The organism is Fodinibius sp. Rm-B-1B1-1 (assembly GCF_038594945.1).
Classification (GTDB): Bacteria; Bacteroidota; Rhodothermia; order Balneolales; family Balneolaceae; genus Fodinibius; species Fodinibius alkaliphilus.
Genome location: NZ_JBCFYD010000002.1, coordinates 902,506 through 927,183, shown reverse-complemented (window position 1 = coordinate 927,183; position 24,678 = coordinate 902,506). Strand labels below are relative to the sequence as shown.

Sequence of the window (24,678 nt, the reverse complement as noted above, 5' to 3'; positions counted from 1 at the left end):
TCTTTTTAAAATAATATTCCAGCAATAGTGGCAGTCATTAAATTGGCAAGGGTACCGGCCAGTACCGCTTTAAGACCAAATTCTGCTAATTCTGATTTACGACTTGGGGCCAAGCCACCAATGCCTCCAATCTGGATCGCAATAGAAGAAAAGTTTGCAAATCCGCACAAGGCAAACGTTGCCATTCGTACCGTTTTTTCGCTAATGGCGGAGGCACTGACCATCTCAGACAACTGCAAATAAGCCACAAACTCATTAAGTACCACCTTCGTCCCCAGCAAAGATCCCATATTAATAGCATCTGCCCAAGGAACCCCTACAATAAAGGCAATAGGAGCGATAACCCAGCCCAGTACTCTTTCAATAGTTAGTTTACCATCAGTAATGAGCGAATTAATGCCCGTAAAACTGCCAATACTTTCCAGAAAGTAGTTTCCCATTGCAAGTAACGCGATGAATGCCAATAGCATAGCTCCAACATTAGCAGCTAATTTTAATCCTGTCCCAGCTCCCGTCGCCGCTGCATCAATACCGTTGGCATCCGTCTGTTCAATTTTCATATCGACTTCTCCTTTCGTTACCGGCTCATCATCTTCGGGATACATAATTTTGGCAATAACAAGTGCAGCCGGGGCCGCCATTAAACTTGCACCTAACAACTGCTCGGCAAACATTAATCGTCCCACATCAAGGGCTACATCATGGGCCTGTGCATACGAATTGCCTAACATCTGTACATAGGCTGCCATAACACCACCCGCGATTGTGGCCATACCACCGGTCATAACTGCTAAAAGTTCGGAGCGCGTCATTTTTTCAATGTACGGCTCAATAACAAGAGGGGCCTCGGTTTGACCGACAAAAATATTTGAAATTACCGATAATGACTCGGCACCGGAAGTACCCATAATTTTCTGCATGCCCTTTGCCATATACTTTACAATGCGTTGTAAAATACCGTAGTGGTAAAGAATGGCCGTGAGCGAGGCAAAGAAAATAATCGTTGGAAGAACCTGGAAAGCAAAAAAGTTACCCATACTGCCATCCATACCCGGACTTTTAGCCAGATCGCCAAAAATAAATTTTGCTCCCTCCGTGGTAAAATCCAACACAATAACGAAAAAAGAAGATACCCAGCTAAAAAAGTCTTTCGGCCATCCCAAGGGAGACCAATATTCTGCCATCTGGCGACCTTTAAGAATAAAGATGGCCAACACAAACTGAATACCGAGTCCAGTGCCAACCAATCGCCAATTAATAGCTTTTCTGTTCGTACTGAATAGCATCGAAATACCGATAATAGCCACCATTCCGATCATACCACGCAGAATATCAATCATGATCCGTTTTCTTCATTTATATTATCTTGTTTCTTGATGGGCGTAATAGGTTTTCCTCGTCGTTTGTCAACAGGAGGGCGATAACAATGCCGTGCTCGAGGTTCATAGGCATCTGTTTCACCTACTAAAACCCGTTCTTTATTTTCTACCACACGCTGAGAATAGTGTGCCATAGTTCCACTTTCGGCACATACGGCATGTAATTTAGTTACATATTCTGCAATAGCAAGCATTTGGGGCATTGGTTCAAATGGACGACCTTCAAAATCCATATCCAGCCCAGCTACAATAACTCTTTTCCCGTCATTGGCCAACGTATTAGCTACGTTCATAAGCTGCTTGTCGAAAAATTGGGCCTCATCGATACAGACGACCTCGGCTTCGCCAGTGAGCAAAACAATTTGATCGGCCGTATCTACTACCAAACCAGGTAGCGAATTTTGGTTATGAGAAACAACGTTCTCATCATCATACCGATTATCAACCTTTGGTTTTACTACTACAACCTTCTGTCCCGCAATATGAGCACGTTTAGCTCTGCGAATAAGTTCTTCTGTTTTTCCGCTAAACATCCCCCCACAAATAACTTCAATCCAACCAACTTTCTGTGGTACAAATGACGGTTCGTTAAGCATATATTTCTTTTATGAGATAATTCTGAATACCCTGAGTAAAGCATGGAATATATCTTTGTAAGGGTAAAAATAAAAAGACGAATTCTATTTGATGTTATACCGATTCCAAGTGCTCTTCCGAGATTTCAGAAACGGTTCTACATCCTGATAAGGCCATCGTTAATTCGAAATCTGCACGATAGTTTTTCAAGACTTCTCGAACGCCTTGCTCACCCGAAATACCCAAGCCATACGTATATGGTCGCCCTAACAATACGGCATCAGCTCCCAAAGCGATTGCTTTATACATATCGCTGCCCGATCGAATACCACTATCCATTAGTACTGGTATATCGCCATTAACTTCTTTTATGATGTTAGGCAGTGCCTCAATGGCACTAATAGCTCCATCAACCTGGCGCCCCCCATGATTTGATACAATGATGCCATCCATATCATGCTCGATGGCTTTTTTCGCATCATTAGGATTGAGAATGCCTTTTAAGAGAATGGGCAAATCAGTGAGCGATCGCAGAAATGAAAGATCATCCCACGTTAAAGAGGGGCGCGAATAACATTCAATAAATGTTTTTACCGCTCTGCGCGGGTCTTTAGATAGTAGATTATTCCAAAAGCCACCGGGATAATTCTTAGCCATTTGAATCAGTGCTTTTATTGAACTCCACGTTAATTTAGGTGGCTCGTCTGCATCTCCGAGTTCCGTTTGCATCAACCTTTGGAACACCGGATCGCTGCTGTACTGAGCAATTCCTCGTCCGCGCAAAAAAGGAAGATAATCTAAATCCAGGTCACGTGGTCGCCAACCCAGCATCGTGGTGTCGAGCGTTAAAACGATCGCTTCGCATCCACAGGATTCAGCGCGACGTACAAAACTTTCCACCAGCTCGTTCGAAGTACTCCAGTATAATTGAAACCAGCGCGGCGAATTACCCATAGCGGAGCTACAAGTCTCCATATCAACCGAAGCCTGGCTTGAAAAAATAAATGGAATATCTTCGGAAGCAGCCGCTTTCGCAACAGCCAAGTCGGCACCGGGATGCGCCATATCTAACACTCCAATGGGTGCAAGTAGAAATGGGGCAGGGTAGCGATTTCCAAAGAGTGTAATTTCGGTATCACATTGTGATACATCGTTTAACATCCGAGGCACAATCTTCCACTGGCTAAAACCGTCCCGATTTGCTCGTTTTGTTGATTCACGCCCCGCCGAACCGGCAATATAGGCATAGGCTTCATCGGAAAGATGTTCTTTCGCGGCTAACCGAAGTTTGTTGAAATCGATAGGTATCGTTCGTTTTTCCCCCTTCAGTGATCCCAAAAAAATATCGGTTTGCCTTCGTCGTGAGAAAGGCTTTCCTGAAGCTTTTGAAGCCATTGCTTATTTAATTTCTTTCTCTTTCATTAGCTGGCTTTGCCGATACATATCAACAAAGACCCATATAATAGGATAGGGAGGGAACAGGATAGAAGAAATAAGTTTGAGAGTTTTACTTTTTGATTTTTTCATCTGAGAAATGCCTGCTATACCGGCCATCCAAAATATAAAAGCGATAAAAATTAAAAATGCTACCGTTATAGATCCTAAAAAGCCGAAGTTATTATAAAAGGTTTCAAGCATTGAGTTTATACTCTACTTTGATCGTTAAATTCGTTATTTTTGTGGCTTGTCATTGAAAATAAAATATAAATAATAAATACCACATGCTCCCTGTAGTTTCTATCGTAGGGCGGCCCAATGTAGGCAAATCTACTATTTTTAATCGGCTTATTGGCAGCCGTAAAGCAATTGTTGACGACCAATACGGTGTAACACGTGATCGACATTATGGTGAATCGTTCTGGAACGGGCGTGAATTTAATGTAATTGATACCGGCGGATATTTACCCGATGAAACGGATATTATGATTCAGGGCATTCGGGAACAGGTTCATATTGCTATTGAAGAATCCGATGTCATTCTTTTTGTCGTTGATACCGAGGCTGGTATTACCAGTTTGGATCAGTCTGTTGCCCAAATGTTACGTCAGGAAGAAAAACCTGTACTGCTGGTTGCAAACAAAGCCGATAATGAGGAACGTGAGCTCAATGCCACCGAATTCTATGGATTGGGTTTTGAAGAGTTACATCCTATTTCTGCATTAAGCGGGCGTGGAACAGGCGATCTGCTCGATAAGCTTACCGAATTACTTCCGGAAGAAAAAGATGAGCCCGAATCATCTATCCCAAAATTAACCGTTGTAGGGCGACCAAATGTGGGTAAAAGTAGTTTTATAAATGCTCTTTTAGATGACGAACGCTGTATTGTAACAGATATTCCAGGTACTACGCGCGATTCGATTAACAGCAAACTGATCTATAATGAAAACGAATACATTCTGATTGATACAGCCGGGCTCCGCAAGAAGGCCAAAGTAAAAGAGAATGTAGAGTTCTATAGCACAGTACGGACAGACCGTGCCCTTAAAGAGTGTGATGTAGCGTTGCTGATGCTTGATGCCATGCGGGGTTTTGAAGAACAGGATAAACGTATTTTACGTAATGCTGCAAAGTATAATAAGGGTATAGTAATATTGCTGAATAAATGGGACTTGGTACCTGACAAGGACACAAATATTCATAAAGAGTTCGAAGAATACGTATATAGCCGTGTTCCTATGATGAAATGGATCCCCATTGTATCAATATCGGCACTGCACCGTAAACGCATTCATAAAGTTATTGATGTTGCAGACAAAGTATTGGAGGAACGGAAGAAAACGATCAAAACATCTGATTTGAATGATTTTATTGAACGTATCCTAAAGGAAAAACAACTGCCAGTGCGGAGGGGAGTACCGTTGAAAATAAAATATGGGACACAGGTAAAATCCAACCCACCCGTTTTTAAATTTTTTATGAACAAACCATCAGAGTTACCAGCCAGTTATCGTCGTTATATTGAAAATAAAATCCGTGAGGAATTTAAATTTACCGGCGTTCCTATAACAATGAGATTTGTTCAGAAATAATTAATATTCCTTTTGAAGTGAATCGCTGAATCAGTTATTTTTCCAGCGATATTACGTTGAGTAACAACCAATTTTTAATTGCATACTCATGCCAACACAACAAAATTTAGAGCAACCCAGAGCTAACGCGCTCAACGAACAGTATGAACGTGAGCGTTCTTTTTCATTTCTGGAAAATTTATACCTACCTGAGGTTTTTAAAGCCCTATGGTACACCCTGAAGCAAATGTTTCAACCCAGTGTAACCCTTCAATATCCCGAAGAAAAATGGGATCCGCCTTCTATATTTCGCGGTCGGCCAGTACTTGTCGAAGATAATGGCAAAGAACGTTGTGTAGCTTGTGGGTTATGTGCTCGAGCATGTCCACCGTTGGCTATTAGTATGCAGGCGAACGAAGATTCCGATGACCCCAAAGAACGGTATCCGGATTTCTTTGAAATTAATATGCTCCGCTGTATTTATTGCGGATACTGTGAAGAGGTTTGCCCTGAAGAAGCAATTGTCATGAGTAAGGATTATGACATTGTTTTTGAATCCAGGGAAGAGGCTATTTACGATAAACAGCGCTTGTTAGTACCTAAAGAAGACTTAGAAGAACGTTTGGAGTTTCTACGAGAATACAAAAACCGTCAATTTGGTCAATTTTGGGATTTTCAGGAAGAAAATAATATTCACTCTGTCCGTGACCGCGATCGGGAGTTTAATTCTGGTCTTTCTCTTGTTGAAATGCTCGAACAACAGAAGCACAATGATAATGTAGAGCCCGAATCTGAGTGGGTGAGATAATCTTATCATGACTGATCGAGAAATCTCGCAGGACGAACTGGATCGGCTGGTTGATGATGCTTCCTATCTACAGGATGAGGCCGAAGCCATGCAATATGTTATTGATACGGTTCCGTACGATGAAACACCACCAGAGGGACGTTCAATAGCTGAAATGTTGTTACTTATCGATCATGCTCAACTTTCTTATTATCGTCCTATCTTAGAAGAAGCTATTGACAATCCAAGGCCGACCCATCTCGATAAATTTACGCACTTCAGAGAAAGTTTTGAGCCGGATGAAGAAAAGCTTCAGGATGTCCACAAGATCCTTAAGAAAATAGCGAAGCACCGGGCTGGACTTGTAAATGCGATCAAGAACGTACCATTAATCGACTGGGAAACCGTTGTCTATAAAAACGAATCTCAGCTTCTTCTTTTTGATGTAATGGAAGAGATGATCCGCTTTGAACGTGGAATTTTAAAAGATATCGCAGACCAAGTTCGTGTCTATAATCAAGATAAACAGCGAAAACGCGATATTGAACAACGCAGATCGCAACGAGAGGGTCAACCTACCTCAGATAATTAACCCCTTTAAACTGCATTGTATTTATGGTTTGGGTCACATTGTTAATGGTATTGGCAGGAGCATTTGTTGCTGCTAAATTTTTCAGTCTTACAAATAAAAAAGGACGATTAAAATACCTGGGACTCACTGTTGCATCTGTATTATTTACCATAATGCACCTTGCTTTATTTATAGACAATCTTTCTTCAGGTTCAGAAGTGACCACTGCTGCGGAATTTATTTTTGAATGGGGCCATATTACAAGCTTGGCATTTATACTAAGCTCGTTGGCAATTTTCATTAGGGAATCTAAGCCTGTCTTTGCACAATTCCCCATGGTTTATACGGCACTTCCATTACTTATTATCATATCCTATTTATTGGTTCAAGATACCTATGCACTCAAAACTTGGCTTTTAGCTATATACCAGGGAGGAGCTATACTTGTGGGCCTGTTAATGTATTCCGTTTATACGTATCGCAGAAGTGAATACCGTTTAATATTAGGAGGGGTGATACTTTTTTTAATTTCATATATCCTTTTCTGGCATGTTCCATTGATAAGCGAATCATATGCTTGGACATGGAAAATAATGATTATTATAGCTATGGTTGTTAGCATATATGGGTATGAAGATACAGAACAACAAATTCCAGCTACAGAAACAGTTTAATTTTTAGCTATGAAAGCAACTGTTAATACCAAAGCCCCTGACTTTACACTCCAAAATACGGACGGGGATCAGATAAGCCTTTCTGATTTTAAAGGAGAGTCAAACATAGTATTACTCTTTTTTCCGCTTGCATTTTCCAGTACCTGTACCGAGGAACTCTGTACGATTAGAGACAATATGAAAGTCTATAATTCCTTAGATGCCAAGGTATTAGGGATTAGTGTTGATAGTTTTTTTACATTAAAAGCATATAAAAAAGCTGAGAATTTGAATTTTACACTTCTAAGTGATTTCAATAAAGAGGTATCCCAAAAGTATGGGGTTTTATATGATGATTATTTTGGAATGAAGGGAGTTTCTAAACGAGCATCTTTTGTGATTGACGAACAGGGTACTATAAGACATAATGAGATATTAGAAGATTCCAGCCAGCTTCCCGATTTTAAAAGGATACAAGAGATATTAACCGAAATATAGTTTCTACTTATAGTTGGAGGGGTTTTTGAGAAATTTATTCGTAAGGGGAGGTTCTCCATACAAACAAGTATCCCAATAGAAATTGAGAGACTTAAAAGCGACAGCATAGAAGAGGCATGTCCAAGTCAATGCGCCAGCTGGTCGTATAGGCAACAATTCTTATCTATTAGATTAGAACCAGCGTGGTACGTTGGACCGGTATCTACGATATTCTTCTCCGAACTTTTGTTCAAGATACTGCTCTTCACGAGCTATTACGCCATAACGTAGGTATACATATAGGATAGGTAAGGCAGCGATAAGCCACCAAGTATTGATCAAAAAGGATAGTCCTATAAATTGAAGAAAAACAGCGATGTATATCGGATTACGCGATCGGGCATAGGGTCCGGATTCTAAAATATTGGTAGTGGGTTTCTGGAATAAGGGTGTTGTCTTGGCTTTCTTAAAAACCTGCAAACAAATTACTTGAAGAACAATTCCGCTTCCCAAAATAATAATACCGGCAATTATCACAATTGTTGCAGAAGTTATATTAAGTGGAAAAAATATATGTAAGAAAATACTTGTCACCGCAAGTGTTAACCCCACTAATGGGGGAAACAAAACGACCTGGGCCTGCTTTAGGTTATTATCTCCAGCTGATGCTTTTTCCATAACTGAAATTTATCAATCTTCACAAATTTTACAACTATTCTTACAATATTAAGGATATATCAAGCAGTTTTTTTAACGAAGTAGAGTGCCTTTAGTAAATTTACCTGATAGAATATTGCAAAAGGTCTACTGGCCGATAGGGAGGCAGGAAGATGTATCACTCAGTCTATATTAATGACTCAAAACATCAATCTTAATATGAATATGTAGAACGTGCAGATAAATACCCCAGGGAAAATAACGACTTAAGAGAACCGGTTGCCATACAGGAGCAAAGGTTAAATTATTTTATTTTGGTTGTCCCTAAATATTAAAGCGGTTGTCTCTCGATAATAATAATAGTGAAGGGTTTGGTAGGCAATACCACCAATTATATTAAACCAACATTACTTTACATAATATAAGTTATACGACAAATATAGACTATCATATAAATATCTTATTATTTAAGGGATCATATTCTCCATGCTACAAAATTATTTTAAGCATTATCGTAAATTGGTTTTATATCATTAATATATCTGATGACTAAGATTAACTTCGTCTTGCTATTTGTTTTATAACTATGACTAAATATTTCTGAGATTTCTACATAAATACTAATCTCTGTTTTTAAAAAAGTGCTAATTAAAGTGCTAATTAAAGACCCTACCTTTTTTAGCATTTATTGGTTGGTCTGTAATTTTATAATCATTCCAAACGACTTCTTGATATAGCAAAAAAATATCTGAACCCTTTATTAGCTACATTTTGGTTAACTTATTTCACTAATATACCAAAATAATGCCCTTTATAGTGTTTAAGCGGTGATATTATTTAAATTTTGATTTTAAGAGGTTTAAATTAAATTCGAATGGTTTAGTATGTCTAAAATCACTATTTGGCAATTTTTAGCCTAATTTATCATATGAAACAGTTTTTATTAGAGTGAGTATCACTTTAAAGCACTGATTTTCTATTTAGAGATTAATAATTTGTATCTCACAAAAAACACACTATAATAGCGATAGATATTCATCAGGATTGTAACAAAAACCTTAAAGCAACTGAGCTATGAAAGTCTTCCAAAAGATTCTTCGCTTTGCCTGCATCATGACTCTATTTTTATGTGTCACAACAGTCCAGGCGCAGTCAGTCATTGAAAAACTGAAATCTAATAGTCAAACTACCCAGTTTGCTCGGGCGTTGGAAAATGCTGGTATTGGCGATAGGCTTTCTCAACCCGGACCATACACTGTTTTTGCACCTACAAACCAAACGTTTTCAAACTTAAGTACGGGTCAACAATCCGATTCTAACTTATTACTAAACCACATTTTAACAGGAATGGCTACCGTACGCAGCTTACGAGTGATGTCTGATATTTCTTGTTTAAGTGGAAAAAGGATTTCAGTTCAAAGTAGCGGTTCTGGGTTGGCTGTTGAAAATAATCAGATCACCTCACCTAATATTAAAGCTAACAACGGCGTAATTCATATTATTAATGGGGTTATTGAATAATTACTCAAGCCTTCAAATTGCTCTTAAGCTATTGGGATCTAATCGGATAGCATATTCATCTGTATCACTTTTTATAACCTCTCCATCTGCATGAATATCTATACCGTCAGGAATTTTTAAACGCACATCTTCAATCTCTTACGAAACGAGAAAGAAATCCTTTGGGCTGTCCTGCAAGGCTGTTATTTTTCTAACCTTCCCTACGTTAAAAAGTTTTATTGCCGGTTACTTAATCACTGGATCCCCCAATCCCCGGGTCGTCTCTTTATACATTCACCTTACTGGTCTGCAAATTTTATGTTATGTTTGAAGCAGCTAACTAATTTTATCTAAGGACTATTTCGTTTATGGAACTTATGGATCGCCTGCGTGATGCTATTACCGATTACATTCAAGAGAATGGCGTAGAATACCGGAGGTTGCTTGTTTCAAGAACCTTCTATACCAAATTAGAAAAAGAAGCTGAGGAGCACGACGTACCTATTGACCTACCTAACCTGGAAATTAAAGATAACGTAGACTACGATTTTAAACTCCTGCCCTAATATCACAGGGATGGAACACTTTGGCCGATCCTGAATATAAGACCTAAAAAAGGTTGTATGTTTTGGATTGGCTGTGGTGCCCTACTTATCATCTTTTTCAGCTTTCGGGCTTATATCAATAACCGGAAGAAATTCCGAATGAAGATAACGGGTGACCAATCATCCCGATTATATTTTTACTTGCTGCAGGGAGGAAACTTGCTCCTTATTATCTCCGGACTTTTATTTCTGATGCTTGCTATCGTAAGTCACGTAAATGGTTTTGAAGTCATTTTTTCTTCCGATGTTGCTTACCATATAAAGATTAACGGCAGCTGATAGCATGATAATTTCCAACGATACCAATTAAGCCTGCTACTACAAAAAATGGGCTTAAAAGCTTGTAAATCGTACTCATAATTATTATTTATATAAGACGTAACATTAAGTTTAAACAAATAAAGAAAGAAACACGTTATGCCACGATGTGAATTATACCAGGATGCCAAAGGCGGATGGAGATGGAGGCAAACAGCCAAAAACGGCGATATTGAAGCCTACTCCGACGGTAGTTTTGAAGACAAAGAAGAAGCGAAGAAAGACGGAAAAGAAAACGGAAATTGCACAAGTTACACACGAAGTAATTCATATTAATTGAATTATCAAGCACTTGTAAAGCTGCTTACTGTAATAGTGAGCAGCTTTTTTTATTTCAAGCCCATCGGGTGCAGTATGATAGAGAGACTTCTATATTCGGGCAAATAAATCGGAATTTTCTTGGAACATAAGTAGTTAATTTCATTATACTTAAAGCTCATTTATTACGGCTTTTACATATTTGTGCCATATCTCAAACTAACTACTTATAGGTCAAATCAGGGTTATTACCCTTATTTCTATGGAAATACGATTATACAAAAAAGGCGATATCGAACAGATTGCACATTTGCTTGGCGATACTGTTAGCATTTTAAATGCTGAAGGATACACTGAAACAGAAATTCATACCTTTGCCCCCGACAGCATCCACTTTAAGGATTGGGAAGAAACATGCTTAACGAACTTTACGGTGGTTGCCGAAAGTAACGGCCGAATTGTTGGTATTGCACAAATAGATTATCGAGGCCACATCAGCTGCTTTTACTGTCACCCCGATTACCGGGGACGTGGACTTGGCAAACAGCTCTATTTAGCGCTTGAAGACTATGCCAAAGGCAAAAGTATTGGTACTATCCATACCGAGACCAATGCACAAGACCGGGCGTTTTATTTCAAAGTTGGGTTTAGTACCGTCCAAAAACAACAGGTATTGCTTAATGGTAAAATTGAAACCACCTTCATTATTGAAAAGGAGCTAACGAATTGATATAGATCGCTCCAATGCTGATTTTATGGACTGAAAGCACTTTGTAGCAGCTGTTACAGTCTTTAAACTTGCGATAAATATTTCTATGATTGAGGGGATTTATCATTCGGATTATTGGGTAAGTACCTTCATCATTCAGCGAGGAATAGGAGCTATTTATGCCATCGCTTTTTTGGTCGCAATCAACCAGTTTCGTCCCCTGCTGGGTGAAAACGGGTTAATGCCTGTACCTCGATTTTTAGAGCGAGTGTCATTTAGGCAATCTCCCAGCATCTTTCACTGGTATTATTCCGATCATTTCTTTGCTTTTATTGCATGGACGGGATTGGTATTGTCTATAATAGCTGCATCTGGGCTTTCTGATGTGGGTCCCCTTTGGCTTTCTATGCTGATATGGTTTCTGCTATGGCTCCTGTACCTCTCTATAGTTAATGTAGGTCAACTTTTTTACGGTTTCGGATGGGAATCGTTACTGCTCGAAGCCGGTTTTTACGCTATTTTTCTGGGCCCCATCCATTACCAGGCTCCCATCATCATTGTTTTTTTATTGTGCTGGTTGGTATTTCGGGTCGAATTCGGGGCCGGACTTATAAAGATGCGGGGGGATGAGTGCTGGCGTAATTTGACGTGCCTGAATTATCACCACGAAACGCAGCCCCTGCCAACCCGTCAAGCCGACTATTTCATAACCTGCCCTCATCAGTTCATAAGGTCGAAACGCTTTCGAACCATGTTGTACAGCTTGGAGCTGTTTGGCTGCTCTTTCTTCCGCAGCCGTTGGCCACCATTGGCGCGGGACTTATCATTCTATCCCAGTGTTATCTTATTATCAGTGGAAATTATGCATGGCTCAACTGGTTAACCCTGCTATTGGCCTTTAGCGGTATTAGCGACTCATATATTCAGTTTATGATCCCCATTGAAGCTCCTGCTACCCTTGCTGCCGACCCCATACTTGGTATCATTACCGTTGTTATAGGGGTAGTCGTCGCCTATTTAAGTATTGATCCCATTAAGAATATGATCTCCCCACAACAGCGGATGAATGCCAGCTTTAATCCCCTTCATTTAGTAAATACCTACGGGGCATTTGGCTCGGTAACTCGTACGCGGCACGAAATTATTATTGAAGGCACTACGGATGAGGTTATTAATGACAACACCGACTGGAAAGCCTATGAATTCAAGGGTAAGCCCGGTAATCCCCATAAAATACCGCGGCAATGGGCGCCCTATCATCTACGTCTGGATTGGCAGATGTGGTTTGCAGCAATGACCTCGATCCGAAGAAATCCATGGCTGATTATCTTTATACAAAAACTACTGCTGGGTGATAATAAAACATTAAGACTATTATCAAATAATCCTTTTAATGACCATTCTCCCAACTATATACGAGCACGACTTTTAAAATATGAATTTACGTCTTCTCAAGAATATAAGGAAACAGGCAAGCGGTGGAACCGATCATTCGAACGGATGTATATATCACCGACATCACTACAAGATTTATCGCACCTTTATTGATCAGAAATCATCTTTGAATAAGCTATTTTCTTAAGAAAATAGAATCCCAACAAAAAATAATTATTAGCCAATGTTTTTTCTAAAGTCAGATGAATTACGCGATCATATTGATACTATCATTCACCAGGAAACCCAACAGCACGCCACCCATTTTGATTTAACCGTGGATAAGATTTACACCTTTACCAAGGCCGGCGCCCTTGATTTTGGAGGTAGCGAATATAAAAAAGCCGAGACGTCCCTTGTGGAACCAAAAAAAGATCAGGGCGATGACTATGGTTGGTGGAATTTACCGGCGGGCCATTACCAAGCAAAAATGAATGAGCAAATTAAGGAAGTGGAAGACACAGTAGCTCTCTTAGGATTGCACGAACATGCGCAATCAGCTGGTATTATTGGGAACGCCACTTATGTTTCACTTGATGAGACGGCAAATGAGATTACCTTCAATTTTACTACGCCAGAGCCAGGCTGTAACATCAAAGAAAATGCCCGCTTTGCCGTCTTATATTTGTTGGCCAGCTAATATTTTGGGATACTTCGCATCATAAAAATCATCAGCCATTATTAATATGAGAACCATTCGCTGGGGCATTATAAGCACAGCCAAAATTGGGATTGAAAAGGTTATTCCGGCTATACAGCAAGCCGATAATTGTGAGGTCAAGGCGATTGCGTCACGCTCTGCCGATAACGCCCAAACAGCTGCTCAAAAGCTTGGTATCTCCCATTCGTACGGATCGTATGAAAAACTGTTAGCAGATTCATCCATTGATGCTGTATACAACCCCCTGCCCAACCACTTGCATGTCCCCAAGACAGTAGCAGCGCTGAAAGCCGGCAAGCATGTGCTCTGTGAGAAACCTATCGCATTGGATGGTGAAGAAGCACAGAAGCTTTTAGCAGTAAGTCGCAAGTATCCCAATTTAAAAGTGATGGAAGCGTTTATGTACCGGTTTCATCCCCAATGGCAAAAGGCGAAATCACTTATCGCTAATGGTAAAATCGGTAGGCTGCAAACCGTTCATTCTGTTTTTGCCTACTATAATGATGATCCGGCGAACATTCGCAATAAGGCGGATATGGGTGGTGGCGGACTTATGGATATCGGGTGTTATTGTATTTCGCTGTCTCGCTACTTGTTTGGTGAGGAACCTACAAATATATCGGGATATTGGAAGATAGATCCCGACTTTGAAACAGATTACCTATCCTCCGGTACACTTCAGTTCGCTGGCGGTACGGCAACATTCTCTTGCTCAACGCAATCCACTCCGCATCAACAGGTTGAAATATTAGGCACACATGGACGAATAGTGATTGATATTCCTTTTAATGCTCCACCCGATAAAGCAACACGATTGTGGTTATATAAGGAGGGCAACCGTAAAGAGATCTCTTTCCCTGCTGTTAATCAATATACTTTACAGGCTCAGGCCTTTGCTAAGGCTGTTATTGCGGATGATCCTGTGCCAATCCCTATTAAAGATGCCGTTGATAATATGAGGACAATCGATCGATTCCGAGAAAGTGTTGGGCAAAAATAATATCACCACAAAAATTATTTAATTCTTATCTTAAGCTAACGTTTTAATTCGCATAGCGATATCATGGGTCAAAAAACTGAGAAAATATTTGAGCGGGCAAAAGAGAATTTAGAAAATGAAAATCATGAGCATGCCCTGCGCTTGTTTAATCAAGTTTTAAACAGAGAACCTTCTCACAAGCAAGCCCTTCGTAATAAAGGACTTTTAAAGGTGTTGAATGGTGATTCCGAGGAAGCAGAAGAATTTCTTCTTTTTGCTACAAAACAGCAGCCAGAGGATGATCAACTATATCAACTGCTTGGCACCCTGTATCACAACAACGGCAAACCTCAAAAAGCGCTTGCACAGTTTAAAAACGCAATTGATTTAAATGGGGAAAATTTGTCTGCTTTACAAGGGGCAGCGATGATTTTTGCTCATATTTTGGGTGAACATGACCGGGCTATAAAATATTTCACCAAAGCGATCGACATAAATGCTGACAATGCTGAATTGTTATTTAACAGGGGTTGCAGCTTTATGATCTCAGAAAAAATGGACGAGGCAGAAAAGGATTTTCGGCGGGCTGTTGAGCTTGATCACACAAAAGCGAAAGAGATGCTTGAAAAGTATTTTTAGGACGAGATTGAATGCCACTGCTTTCATCAAAGCACTGGGTTTACTCTTGGATGGGTAGCAGGTGCTTCTAATATCCATAGGATGGCAAGTTCAGCCGCCACACGAACAAGGCATTCAATTCCTCTTCTCTAAGAGAGATTTGCAGTGGGTGCTCTTCAAACAATTCAACTTCCCTATATTTAGCAACGGATTGACCTATCTTATGGATTAAACTCAGTGTTTTATTGGGGGTTGGACGATTTCTAATCCCGAATCTGTTTTAAATTCTATCTTTCAGGGGTCCTAACAGAAGCTTTAAAGACCCGCTTTAAAAATGGGTAAACGTTGGTAGCCTCTTCCCCTTTGGCAACTACTTGCTGCCCTATTTGAAAAGCTATTTGCCACTGCCCCATTAGCACTTGTTGCCCCTCAAAGAAAGAATACTGTTCATCATAAATATTAACTGACTCAGAACTTACGCCATTTACCTCAACCACTTTTAAATCTTGCCCTTTTTGTAAATCCTCATAAGTGGGTACCTTGATATCAAATCTCCCAAAATAAAACCCATCTGCTGATTTTGCGATCTCATTCATCTTATTTTGCAGTGCATTGGTTATAAGCTCTTCCCCGTCATAGAATACAGCTCCCCGTGCATGAGTACCCAGTTCGACCAAGGTTATTTCTTCTCCTTGATCGGGAATTTCATATAAACGGTGATCATTCGCTTGCAGGTATACCTTAGCCATATTTACCATCTGATTATTTGCCAGGATAAGCTCCTGTAACGTACGCTCTCCATCCCCTATGACCTTGGGTAGTTCTTTTTTGGTAATTGAATAGATATGACCTTGATCTTCATCTGGCATCCGGTAATAAAAAACACCAACCTCCTTCCCTATTATATACTCTTGGATAATTACGTCAGCTTCTGCCTTGGAAAGGTAATCCTGCAGTTCATACCGATCTTTTACGATGGAGACCCCTTTTCCTCGTTCTCCCACATCTGGTTTTGCTACAATAGGATATCTTAAATCACGCTTCTCCATAAATATATCGGCTTGGGATAACCGTTGCTCAAAAGTATTACTGGCGGTGATCTTGGTGTACCGAGCTATATGTGATTGATCATCAAAAAGATCTAAAATAGCACTTTTAGACTCACCAATGATTCCTCCATCAGGGATTGCCGGGTTTGCAGCCGTAAATAAGGTTAAGCATCGGTATTTAATCCCCAGAGAAATGATATAAAGTCCAACAGGTATGTACAGAATGAGAGGCGACCAGTATTGCCAGCGGGTCAACTTGCGATAGCGAGACAGCAATAGTCTTCGCCCTTTGTAACTGAAAGCGGGAACAATCACTTTAATCAGGAAAATGATAAAAGCAATTGCTCCCAGAAAGACCCAGAGCGCATAATCTTGATAGACCGAAAAATATCGCAATAACTCGTTACCAAGCAGTTTAGATATTCCTACAATAATGGGGGTCCAAACTAATCCTGAAAGGATAAAGTAAAATAAAAACATCCAGAAGCCCGCCCGAATGACACCGGCACTAAAGTAGGTAGGTAGCCTACTGCCGGGTAAAAAACGGGTGGCTATAATGATGGCCGGACCTTTTACCTTAAACCATTGCGCACTCTTTTCGAGATCTTTTTCTGATATTATCCATTTTAAGGGTGCTCTTTTAATGGCCGGGCGCCCCAATATTCGTCCGGCTGCATAAAGTCCGATATCCCCAATAAAAATACCTAAGAAACATGCCAGCACGGCCGGACCGAAGCCGATTAATCCGCGAGCCACCAGTAACCCGGCGCCAATGCATGTTAAGTCCTCACTAATAAGTGTACCTAATATGATAATAATCATGATAATCAGTAGAGAAAGGCCCTCGAATTTGGCGAATTCTACATTTGAAAAGGATTTCTGAGCCTCTTCAATACGTTCTTTGGATGCATTGGCAGCGGTCTTTGCTCTTCCGTGTTCAACACTTTGGATAAACCTATTGATACGAGAGCTTACAGAATCGCTATGTGTTTCTAATAAATCATGGTCCGCATCAAATAACGTAATTTGACTTTGTGGCACAATGCGATGATGCTCTTGGGCTGCAGCAAGGGGAACCAGGGGATCTTCCTTTCCGTGCAGAATAAGCATGGGCTTTTCATACTCCTTCAGATGAGATCGAATAGGCCGCTGATCAGACTCATATTGGCGCTTGGCGTAAGAAACGTCCCAGTCAAAGGCATCAAAAAGTCCAAAATGCGGAATGGCATTATGCAGTAGCCAAACCGCTGTAAGCTGTAGGCCATGCACGGCATGATTAAGCCGATAGCTGCCCAATAATTCCAGCTCTTGTACCCCAATCGCTCCCATTAATCCCAGCGAGGAGATCTTCTCGGAGTGATTGTGAGCGAGGTAGATCGCACTGGCACCGCCCAATCCAAAACCAAATATATGCGCGTTTGATACATTAAGCTGATCCAGAAATTGGGAGGTATACACGGCAGATGTTTCAAAAGAATAGCTGGGTAGATTATCATTCTCGATACCATATCCGGGTAGAAAAGGGACTAAGATCCTCATTTCAGAAGACAACTTCGGTATAATTTCCTGAAAGACCTCCGGCCCTTCAGGTCCACCGGGTAATAATACGATAATTGGCGGATTCTCATTCTTACCCGTATAAACGTCTTTATAATCTATGGATATGGTTTCCTCTTGAAGCGTCTGGTCGTTGGCAACAACCTTTAATTCAACAGATAGATCGGTGTTGCTTTCTTCTGGAATTGGGGCCTGGAAAAAGAATGATACAAGATGAGATGCTGCAAGAAGCGCAATGTAAATGAGGATATATTTTTTCCACCTATGAAGCATCTAAAACAATATTATGAATTGCTATGGTATTAAGAAGTAATTACTGGTTTAAATGATTTAGATACCGCTTTTTGCAGTTTGCTTGATAACACTTTCCGGTCCTTTGCTGAAATGCTTTCCCCAAAATCTATAATCACTTCAATGTGTTTTATTTTTAATAATTCCCAAAAATGAGGCAAAAAGCTCATGTCTCCCCACCAACAAACATGTGACCATGCGGGACGATCAGTATCAAGGCTACGATACGAAATAGAAGCGTAATGAACTGGCATATTTTTTTCCGCGGGATAGTTTAACAAAGAGGATTTAAAAGGTAAAACCTTCTTTCCTTTTGAACTTGTTCCCTCGGGAAAAAGGATGACTCCCTGTTCGGCATTTATACTGTCTGCAATTTGTTTATTCATTCGCTTGACATCGCTACGCAATTGCCGGTCAATAAAAAGGACGCCTAACTTCTGGGTGGCCCAGCCAAAAAATGGCCATGATTTTATTTCACTCTTGGCAATAAACGTAGCATCCAAATAATACCACAGTGGAATAACATCAACATAACTTAAGTGATTCGAGACCAGGAAAAATGGTGCTTCGGGAGGATTCCCCGTAACTTTTATGTTAAATCCCAACACTTTTGAGGACCATCGCGCCCACCATTTTATTACCTTGTTTTTCCACCGGACCACCCCACTTTGACTTATGAAGCCCAAGAGTATATCACCCATTGCGGTAGTAATAACCGTGGTAACGGTGATCGTCAAGAATGCTATTATACGAAGGAATGCCCGAAAAGTGTCTTTCAAAGCCATAGCTTAACGAAAAAAGAGTGATCGCGACCGGTCGTCAAGGTTTTCAATATCAACCAGAATTAAAAAATCGATGGTCTTAAAATTACAATCCAATGCTGGTTTTGAAAGTACTGTTGCTCCTATATCAATATAAAGCTCAAACAGTTCGGGCAACGTTACCTGGTGCCACGCGTTGGTATCTCTCTCCATTTCAGGACATGCGAAATCACTTTTAGTAGTTACTTGCAGTGAAGGGTTAATTAAATCGTTATGATGCAAGTAATCCCAGACAATCCAGCCTTCTTTGGGATCAATACTTTTGATTGAACAACATCCCAAAAGATAACGCGATTTAGTCATCTCCATATATTTTGCAATCCCCCTCCATAAGAGATATAGAACACGTCCATTTCGGTGCTTTTTTTCGATGCAGGCCCGTCCCACTTCCACGGCATCTTCAAGGACATCCGACGGCAATGCAGATAAATCAAATTCATCTGCTGTATATAAGCCGTAGCCTTCTTTTGCTTTTTGATATGTTTGTAAACGATAGGTACCAATTACACGGCCCGATTGTTGTTCAATAACAATGAGATGATCGCACTGCATATCAAAACGGTCAATGTCGAGCTCATATTCATGGGATCTTTCTAATCCTTCACCCAGTTCGACATTAAACACGCGATAGCGCAGTGATTGTGCCGCTCGCATATCGGATTCCGTTCTTGCCAGGCGGAGTTCGTACCGGCTTGTAGAGAGAAGTTTTTCGGGAAGTGTTGAATTCACAGATTATCAGTTACTTATTACTTTTCCTTTAGAATAAGTAACTGTATGGAGAAATCGAACTATGAAACTGTTATTAATTTGCAAATTTATTTAAATGACTCCCCTCTTTAAGTGTGGTTTGCGATCCATTCGCGTAACGCCATAGACACTAATGAGGAGTAATAGATATCCTTATGGTCGGCCACCGATTTTATTTTGTCAACCAGTTCAACTTCGAGGTAGTAACTCACCACCTTTTTTTCTGACTTTTGACGTTTTTTGGGCTCCGGTGATTGGTCGGTAGAACTGCCACTTTGGGAAGAAACAGCAGAAATTGGTTTTTTGGGCTTTTCCTTTGTCTTTGACTCATTCCGGTCAGGGATAAAAGCCATTGTGCTTTTCTTATCATTGAATCCAAAAGGGCTGCTCCCTAAACTTTTATTATCAGACATAATGCTTTACTGATCCCTATTCCAATTTCTACGCGTGCTGCAATTGTCCGTTTAATATCTCTTTCGACAAGGCTTCATAATCTTTAGCCCCATGGCTGTCAGGAGCATACTCAAATATTGTTTTATGATGACTGGGCGCTTCGGCAAGGGCTACATTATCCCGAATAAGAGTATTGAAAACCTTATCGCCAAAGTAATCTTTTATGTGATCGACGACTTCTTTGTTCAGATTTTTACGACCATCATAAAGCGTGCAAATGATACCACTAATCTCGATATCGGGATTAAGCCGTTCTTTAACGATTTGGATCACATCCATAAGTTTAGAAAGTCCGTGAAGCGCCAAATATTCCGATTGCACTACAATAAATAAATCTTCAACGGCTGTAAAAGCATTGAGCGTTAATAGGCCTAAATTTGGCGGGCAGTCGATAAGAATGTAGTCGTAATCTTTGGATAAACTATTTAGCTTGTTTTTTAGTATCATCTCCCGGGCCGGTTCATTGGCAAACTCCATTTCTGCCCCTGACAAGTCTATTGAGGACGGCATAATATCGAAACCGTCATGACTGATAATAGCTTCATCAGCCGAGATATCTCCTTTGAGAACTTCGTATATACTTTTGTCCAGTCGGTTTGAACTAAGCCGTAACGAATAAGTTAAGTTCGCTTGTGGGTCCAAATCCACCAGTAGTACACTAAAACCATGCTTGGCAAGACCTGCCCCCACATTGATAGTTGACGTTGTTTTCCCTACTCCTCCTTTTTGGTTGGTAAAAGCGATCGTTTTCATAAAACACACTGTTTAAGGATTCCCGAATACTCAATTATTAATTGGAGCTATGCCCCTTTATTTAATAGAGTATCAACAATGTGTTTTGTTACAGAAATATTAAAATTATTTAATATTTCGATTGATTAACAGTCAAAAACTGTTAATAGAGAATAGGTTAAATAGATATTTCCCTATTTTTTAGATACTCAAAAATTTGGGAAGAAATAATTAAATATAAATTGGACCGCATAAATAAGTGCAACAATTCCTGCTGCAAATAAAATTACTGCAATTGCAATTGTTTTCCCTTCAGATTCTTTCTTTTTTTGAGCCATAATCAATTTTCCCTAATGTGATATGTGCAAGAACAGTTTCCTTATTTTAAAGGTAATCTATAAGTCAGCTCCATGAGGTGCAAGGTAAAAAAGAAGATTTTTATATTTTTGCACCTACTACAGAGCTAACATAATCAGTAATTAAATTAAGAGTATCCAATGCAGCCTACCGTATCAGTGACCGAAGCTAATTATGATTTTTGGAAAAGCGGTACCATCATCTCTGCCCTTGCAAGTACTGTGATATTTATTGTATTTCTGATGTTAGAAGATCCATTCTGGATAAGTATAACCCGATTGGGGGCTTTTGTTTTTTTTGCACTAACAGTGCTTTGTTACCTGCAAATAATGAATGGTCCGATAAGTGTGTTATTGGATACGACGGATAGTGAAGTTATTATTTCCTATCAAAAAAAAGGAGAAATTATACAAGAAGAGGAGTTTGCAAAAGAGACCGTCAAAGAGGTTTTTGCTACTTCAGCAGGAGTTAATGTAATGCTACAAAATTTAAAACCCTCTATTAAAACGTTTAAAATACGTTTTACCGATACTGATCGAGAATTAAACCTGTTTGAATTTAGTGGTCGCCCGCTACTATTTGAAAAGTCATCACAAGAAAAAGTCGAACAATTTTTTAAAACTCTTCTCACTTAAGTTGTTGGAAGAGAGCTTTGAAAAAATATGTGTTATCCTGAATGGCTGGGACAGGGCAAATTTAGCACGACATGATTGTTTTTATGTAGATGACTTACAAGGCAGGGGTAGGAAATACGGCCGGACTCTCGTGTCCGAAGTTATCCACGGAACGAACGCCAAAAATAAAATTATCTCTGGGCACATCTTTAAGCCGGTATTCTAAGGTATCTCCAACAAATTTTGAATGCTGCCAGTGTGGTTGAGATGGCCTGCGCCAAACAATATTATATCCTTTGAAATCCGGTTCTTTATTAGACTTCCATTTCAATCGAGTATCAGTAAACGATTTATCAATAACAATTTTTACTCTTGTTGGAGGAGCCGGTGCATCGGCCAGCGTCGCCAATGTTATAGCATTTAGCCTCGTGACATTGGCAGTATAATCAAAGTTGATAAACTTGGGTAGATCGCCGTATTGTTTTCCATCCTCGGTGCGTACATCTTGGTCATGACGTCGATGTTTCTCGGTAAGCTGACTGATTCTAACAGATGGATAATCATACTCGAGAAAGGCCAAATGATCTCCTTTATGCCAATACCGATCTTTTCGATAGATCAGGTCAACTGAAACGTCATTAAAATATTTTTCACTAATATGATACATGAATCGCCCCAACTGGCGGCTCGGAGTATCATTTTCTCCACCTGTATGTAACAACGTTTGTTGATATTGAGTTAATTTACCGTCAGAAGAAATTCCGGGAGCAAAAACACGAACGGTGTCTGGTTTCTTTATTCCACGGTGGTTACCAATAATATCATTATTAAGAATGCCGGCAATATGACGATTTTGTGAGGAGGCCTGCTCGGCAATATATTTGGCGCCCAGTTGCCCCTGCTCTTTTCCGGCTAAAGCCAAAAATACTATAGTAGCATCAAATTCATAATTCGACATTACCCTTGCCAACTCAAGCACGGCTGCCGTTCCGGATGCGTTATCACTGGCTCCCGGAGCCTGACTTCTTGCATCCATAAGATCAGAGGCACGAGAATCATAATGGGCCGTAACAAGATACATACGATCTTTGCTCTCTAATTGTGTACCGGGCAGATAAGCTAATATATTAACGATTTCCGTTTCTGCTTCAAGTTTTGGCTGATCATCTGCTGTAAAAGAACTGTATTGCACATGCAGCCGCCCATTAGAGCGTTGTTGATAATCTTTAAATTGACCGTAGACCCACCGGCGGGCCGCGCCTATGCCTGTGGTGTCACTGGCGGTGTCAGATGCAGTGTGACGTGTATAGAATGAGGTAAGCTCACGAATATTGGCTTCTAATGTGTCCGCAGAAATTTCTGCTTTTATATCCTGGATTTTTTTCTCATAGGTGTTAGTTTCTTTGGTATTTTGAGTCCGATTGTTGTCGCAGCTCACCCAAAAACCAATGATGAGCAGACCAATAAAAAATGTTCTGAATCTATGTAGATGAATTTTTGCCATAGTAGGTGGAAGAGTTGCCTAAGGTCATTTGCTAAATCATAAAGGTTTGAGTATCCAAATGTTGTAAAATGTTTTTTTAATATTTGGAAAGGTTCAATTTTTGATCAACATTCAACGGAATCTACAATCAAAAACAAACAGGATGAATAGCATAAAAAATTTTAGTGTTATCGTATTAGTGGTATTGATTTTTGCCAGCTGTTCGCAGCAGGATCAGTATCAACAGCAAGCGAAAAATCTTGCTCAAAAAGTAATAATTGTCGATGGACATATTGATATGCCCTATCGGTTGAAGGATAACTGGGTGGATGTATCCGTATCTGCTCCAGATCGCGACTTTGATTATCCCCGAGCGAAAGAAGGCGGGCTTGATGCTCCTTTTATGTCCATTTATATCCCTGTTAAATACCAAGGGACTGGGAATGCAAAAGCTGTGGCTGATAGCCTTATTGACATGGTTGAGGGCGTAGCTTCTGACAATCCTGATAAGTTTGCCATTGCAACTTCTCGTGATGAGATTCAGACTAATTTTGAGAAAGGTATTATTTCACTACCGCTGGGCATTGAAAACGGTGCTCCCATTCAGGCGTTATCGGATGTGGAATATTTCTATGATCGTGGGGTTCGCTATATTACCCTGGCTCATGCAAAAGACAACAGAATCAGTGATTCTTCTTACGACACAACCGCAAATACCCACAATGGTCTTAGCGAGTATGGCAAAGAGGTGGTTCATGAAATGAACCGACTGGGCATGATGGTAGATGTATCACATATTACTGATAGCGCTTTTTATGATGTTATCGGCACTTCCGAAGCTCCGGTTATTGCTTCTCATTCTTCGGCACGTCATTTCACTCCCGGATTTGAACGGAATATGGGTGATGACTTGATCAAGACACTTGGCGAAAATGATGGGGTTATCATGATTAATTTTGGATCTACATTTTTGGATAGTGCGTCCCAAAACAGTGGCGAACAAGTTCAACAAGAAATAACCCAATTGCTTGAAGAAAAGGGCTTAGATCCTGAAAGTGAGGAAGGTAATCAGTTTAGCGAGCAGTATTTCCAAGATAACTTCCAGTTTAGTACAGTCGAAAAAGTTGCTGATCATATTGACCATGTCGTAAATCTTGTGGGTATTGACCATGTGGGACTGGGCTCTGATTACGATGGTGTTGGTCCTACCCTGCCTACGGGCCTTAAGGATGTATCTACCTATCCAAATCTATTTGCAGAGCTGTTGGAGCGCGGATATACCGAAGAAGACATTGAAAAAATAGCGTCTGGTAATGTGTTTAGAGTGTGGCAAAAAGTGGATGAAGTTGCTGCCAGCATGCAATCCGAAAACTAATACAATTTT

The 24,678-nt window shown here is 40.2% G+C and carries 28 protein-coding genes and 1 pseudogene; 17 read left to right on the top strand and 12 right to left on the bottom strand.

The window, feature by feature from the left end:
* Window positions 1-5: 5 nt before the first annotated feature.
* The 4 genes from AAFH98_RS11395 to AAFH98_RS11380 form a co-directional block, all read right to left on the bottom strand.
* On the bottom strand, window positions 6-1,340 hold the full coding sequence (locus AAFH98_RS11395) for a NupC/NupG family nucleoside CNT transporter (RefSeq protein WP_342522838.1): 1,335 nt from the start codon (window positions 1,338-1,340) through the stop codon (window positions 6-8).
* A complete protein-coding gene (locus AAFH98_RS11390) occupies window positions 1,337-1,975 on the bottom strand; it encodes a thymidine kinase (RefSeq protein WP_342522837.1) in 639 nt (212 codons plus the stop codon). The genes AAFH98_RS11395 and AAFH98_RS11390 overlap by 4 nt, the downstream gene beginning before the upstream one ends.
* Before the next feature lie 94 nt (window positions 1,976-2,069).
* Entirely contained in the window at window positions 2,070-3,350 is a 1,281-nt protein-coding gene (locus tag AAFH98_RS11385) for a lactate 2-monooxygenase (protein ID WP_342522836.1), read from the bottom strand.
* 3 nt (window positions 3,351-3,353) lie between these two features.
* Window positions 3,354-3,593 carry a hypothetical protein gene (locus AAFH98_RS11380; RefSeq protein WP_342522835.1) on the bottom strand — a complete coding sequence of 80 codons (240 nt, stop codon included), beginning with the start codon at window positions 3,591-3,593 and terminating at the stop codon, window positions 3,354-3,356.
* A gap of 83 nt (window positions 3,594-3,676) precedes the next feature.
* On the opposite strand from AAFH98_RS11380, the gene der reads away from it, so the two are divergent.
* From der to AAFH98_RS11355, 5 genes are all read left to right on the top strand, one after another.
* Window positions 3,677-4,984, top strand: a complete 1,308-nt coding sequence (der, locus tag AAFH98_RS11375; RefSeq protein WP_342522834.1) for a ribosome biogenesis GTPase Der — start codon at window positions 3,677-3,679, stop codon at window positions 4,982-4,984.
* Between the two features lie 88 nt (window positions 4,985-5,072).
* Entirely contained in the window at window positions 5,073-5,771 is a 699-nt protein-coding gene (locus AAFH98_RS11370; RefSeq protein WP_342522833.1) for a NuoI/complex I 23 kDa subunit family protein, read from the top strand.
* A 7-nt stretch (window positions 5,772-5,778) separates the two neighbouring features.
* Window positions 5,779-6,342: a hypothetical protein gene (locus tag AAFH98_RS11365; protein ID WP_342522832.1), complete on the top strand. Its 564-nt coding sequence runs from the start codon at window positions 5,779-5,781 to the stop codon at window positions 6,340-6,342.
* A gap of 23 nt (window positions 6,343-6,365) precedes the next feature.
* Window positions 6,366-6,995, top strand: coding sequence for a hypothetical protein (locus tag AAFH98_RS11360; protein ID WP_342522831.1), 630 nt, complete (start codon window positions 6,366-6,368; stop codon window positions 6,993-6,995).
* A gap of 9 nt (window positions 6,996-7,004) precedes the next feature.
* Window positions 7,005-7,472 (top strand): peroxiredoxin, encoded by a 468-nt coding sequence (locus AAFH98_RS11355; RefSeq protein WP_342522830.1) that lies wholly within the window; start codon window positions 7,005-7,007, stop codon window positions 7,470-7,472.
* 171 nt (window positions 7,473-7,643) lie between these two features.
* On the opposite strand, the gene AAFH98_RS11350 is transcribed toward AAFH98_RS11355, so the two are convergent.
* The gene (locus AAFH98_RS11350) at window positions 7,644-8,129 is read right to left on the bottom strand and encodes a methyltransferase family protein (RefSeq protein ID WP_342522829.1); all 486 of its coding nucleotides are present in this window, start codon (window positions 8,127-8,129) and stop codon (window positions 7,644-7,646) included.
* A gap of 1,053 nt (window positions 8,130-9,182) precedes the next feature.
* Between AAFH98_RS11350 and AAFH98_RS11345 the strand changes: the two genes are divergently transcribed.
* From AAFH98_RS11345 to AAFH98_RS11300, 10 genes and pseudogenes are all read left to right on the top strand, one after another.
* The gene (locus AAFH98_RS11345) at window positions 9,183-9,629 is read left to right on the top strand and encodes a fasciclin domain-containing protein (RefSeq protein WP_342522828.1); all 447 of its coding nucleotides are present in this window, start codon (window positions 9,183-9,185) and stop codon (window positions 9,627-9,629) included.
* A 347-nt stretch (window positions 9,630-9,976) separates the two neighbouring features.
* Complete coding sequence (locus AAFH98_RS11340) at window positions 9,977-10,174, top strand: hypothetical protein (RefSeq protein WP_342522827.1); 198 nt, start codon at window positions 9,977-9,979, stop codon at window positions 10,172-10,174.
* 57 nt (window positions 10,175-10,231) lie between these two features.
* The gene (locus tag AAFH98_RS11335; protein ID WP_342522826.1) at window positions 10,232-10,492 is read left to right on the top strand and encodes a hypothetical protein; all 261 of its coding nucleotides are present in this window, start codon (window positions 10,232-10,234) and stop codon (window positions 10,490-10,492) included.
* 138 nt (window positions 10,493-10,630) lie between these two features.
* Window positions 10,631-10,807 (top strand): YegP family protein, encoded by a 177-nt coding sequence (locus tag AAFH98_RS11330; RefSeq protein WP_342522825.1) that lies wholly within the window; start codon window positions 10,631-10,633, stop codon window positions 10,805-10,807.
* A 244-nt stretch (window positions 10,808-11,051) separates the two neighbouring features.
* Window positions 11,052-11,519, top strand: a complete 468-nt coding sequence (locus AAFH98_RS11325) for a GNAT family N-acetyltransferase (RefSeq protein WP_342522824.1) — start codon at window positions 11,052-11,054, stop codon at window positions 11,517-11,519.
* An 85-nt stretch (window positions 11,520-11,604) separates the two neighbouring features.
* Window positions 11,605-12,362 (top strand): annotated as a pseudogene (locus AAFH98_RS11320) (lipase maturation factor family protein); the annotation flags it as partial.
* A gap of 66 nt (window positions 12,363-12,428) precedes the next feature.
* Window positions 12,429-13,046, top strand: a complete 618-nt coding sequence (locus tag AAFH98_RS11315; protein WP_407935507.1) for a lipase maturation factor family protein — start codon at window positions 12,429-12,431, stop codon at window positions 13,044-13,046.
* Window positions 13,047-13,116: 70 nt separating this feature from the next.
* Window positions 13,117-13,572 (top strand): dCTP deaminase/dUTPase family protein, encoded by a 456-nt coding sequence (locus AAFH98_RS11310; protein ID WP_342522823.1) that lies wholly within the window; start codon window positions 13,117-13,119, stop codon window positions 13,570-13,572.
* A gap of 46 nt (window positions 13,573-13,618) precedes the next feature.
* Window positions 13,619-14,593: a Gfo/Idh/MocA family protein gene (locus AAFH98_RS11305; protein ID WP_342522822.1), complete on the top strand. Its 975-nt coding sequence runs from the start codon at window positions 13,619-13,621 to the stop codon at window positions 14,591-14,593.
* Between the two features lie 63 nt (window positions 14,594-14,656).
* Window positions 14,657-15,211 (top strand): tetratricopeptide repeat protein, encoded by a 555-nt coding sequence (locus AAFH98_RS11300; protein WP_342522821.1) that lies wholly within the window; start codon window positions 14,657-14,659, stop codon window positions 15,209-15,211.
* Between the two features lie 266 nt (window positions 15,212-15,477).
* Here the strand turns inward: AAFH98_RS11300 and AAFH98_RS11295 are convergent, their stop codons facing one another.
* The 6 genes from AAFH98_RS11295 to AAFH98_RS11270 all read right to left on the bottom strand — a co-directional run bounded on the left by AAFH98_RS11295 (window position 15,478) and on the right by AAFH98_RS11270 (window position 21,178).
* Entirely contained in the window at window positions 15,478-18,069 is a 2,592-nt protein-coding gene (locus AAFH98_RS11295; protein WP_342522820.1) for an alpha/beta fold hydrolase, read from the bottom strand.
* A 29-nt stretch (window positions 18,070-18,098) separates the two neighbouring features.
* Complete coding sequence (locus tag AAFH98_RS11290; protein ID WP_342522819.1) at window positions 18,099-18,872, bottom strand: lysophospholipid acyltransferase family protein; 774 nt, start codon at window positions 18,870-18,872, stop codon at window positions 18,099-18,101.
* A 3-nt stretch (window positions 18,873-18,875) separates the two neighbouring features.
* On the bottom strand, window positions 18,876-19,637 hold the full coding sequence (locus AAFH98_RS11285) for a GNAT family N-acetyltransferase (protein ID WP_342522818.1): 762 nt from the start codon (window positions 19,635-19,637) through the stop codon (window positions 18,876-18,878).
* A 107-nt stretch (window positions 19,638-19,744) separates the two neighbouring features.
* Window positions 19,745-20,068 (bottom strand): hypothetical protein, encoded by a 324-nt coding sequence (locus tag AAFH98_RS11280; protein WP_342522817.1) that lies wholly within the window; start codon window positions 20,066-20,068, stop codon window positions 19,745-19,747.
* 28 nt (window positions 20,069-20,096) lie between these two features.
* Window positions 20,097-20,861 (bottom strand): ParA family protein, encoded by a 765-nt coding sequence (locus AAFH98_RS11275; RefSeq protein WP_342522816.1) that lies wholly within the window; start codon window positions 20,859-20,861, stop codon window positions 20,097-20,099.
* Between the two features lie 188 nt (window positions 20,862-21,049).
* The gene (locus AAFH98_RS11270; protein ID WP_342522815.1) at window positions 21,050-21,178 is read right to left on the bottom strand and encodes a hypothetical protein; all 129 of its coding nucleotides are present in this window, start codon (window positions 21,176-21,178) and stop codon (window positions 21,050-21,052) included.
* A gap of 159 nt (window positions 21,179-21,337) precedes the next feature.
* Between AAFH98_RS11270 and AAFH98_RS11265 the strand changes: the two genes are divergently transcribed.
* A complete protein-coding gene (locus AAFH98_RS11265) occupies window positions 21,338-21,832 on the top strand; it encodes a hypothetical protein (RefSeq protein ID WP_342522814.1) in 495 nt (164 codons plus the stop codon).
* A gap of 94 nt (window positions 21,833-21,926) precedes the next feature.
* Here AAFH98_RS11265 and AAFH98_RS11260 read toward each other — a convergent pair whose 3' ends face one another.
* Window positions 21,927-23,315: a M28 family metallopeptidase gene (locus AAFH98_RS11260; protein WP_342522813.1), complete on the bottom strand. Its 1,389-nt coding sequence runs from the start codon at window positions 23,313-23,315 to the stop codon at window positions 21,927-21,929.
* A 142-nt stretch (window positions 23,316-23,457) separates the two neighbouring features.
* Between AAFH98_RS11260 and AAFH98_RS11255 the strand changes: the two genes are divergently transcribed.
* Window positions 23,458-24,669 (top strand): dipeptidase, encoded by a 1,212-nt coding sequence (locus AAFH98_RS11255; protein ID WP_342522812.1) that lies wholly within the window; start codon window positions 23,458-23,460, stop codon window positions 24,667-24,669.
* Window positions 24,670-24,678: the final 9 nt, after the last annotated feature.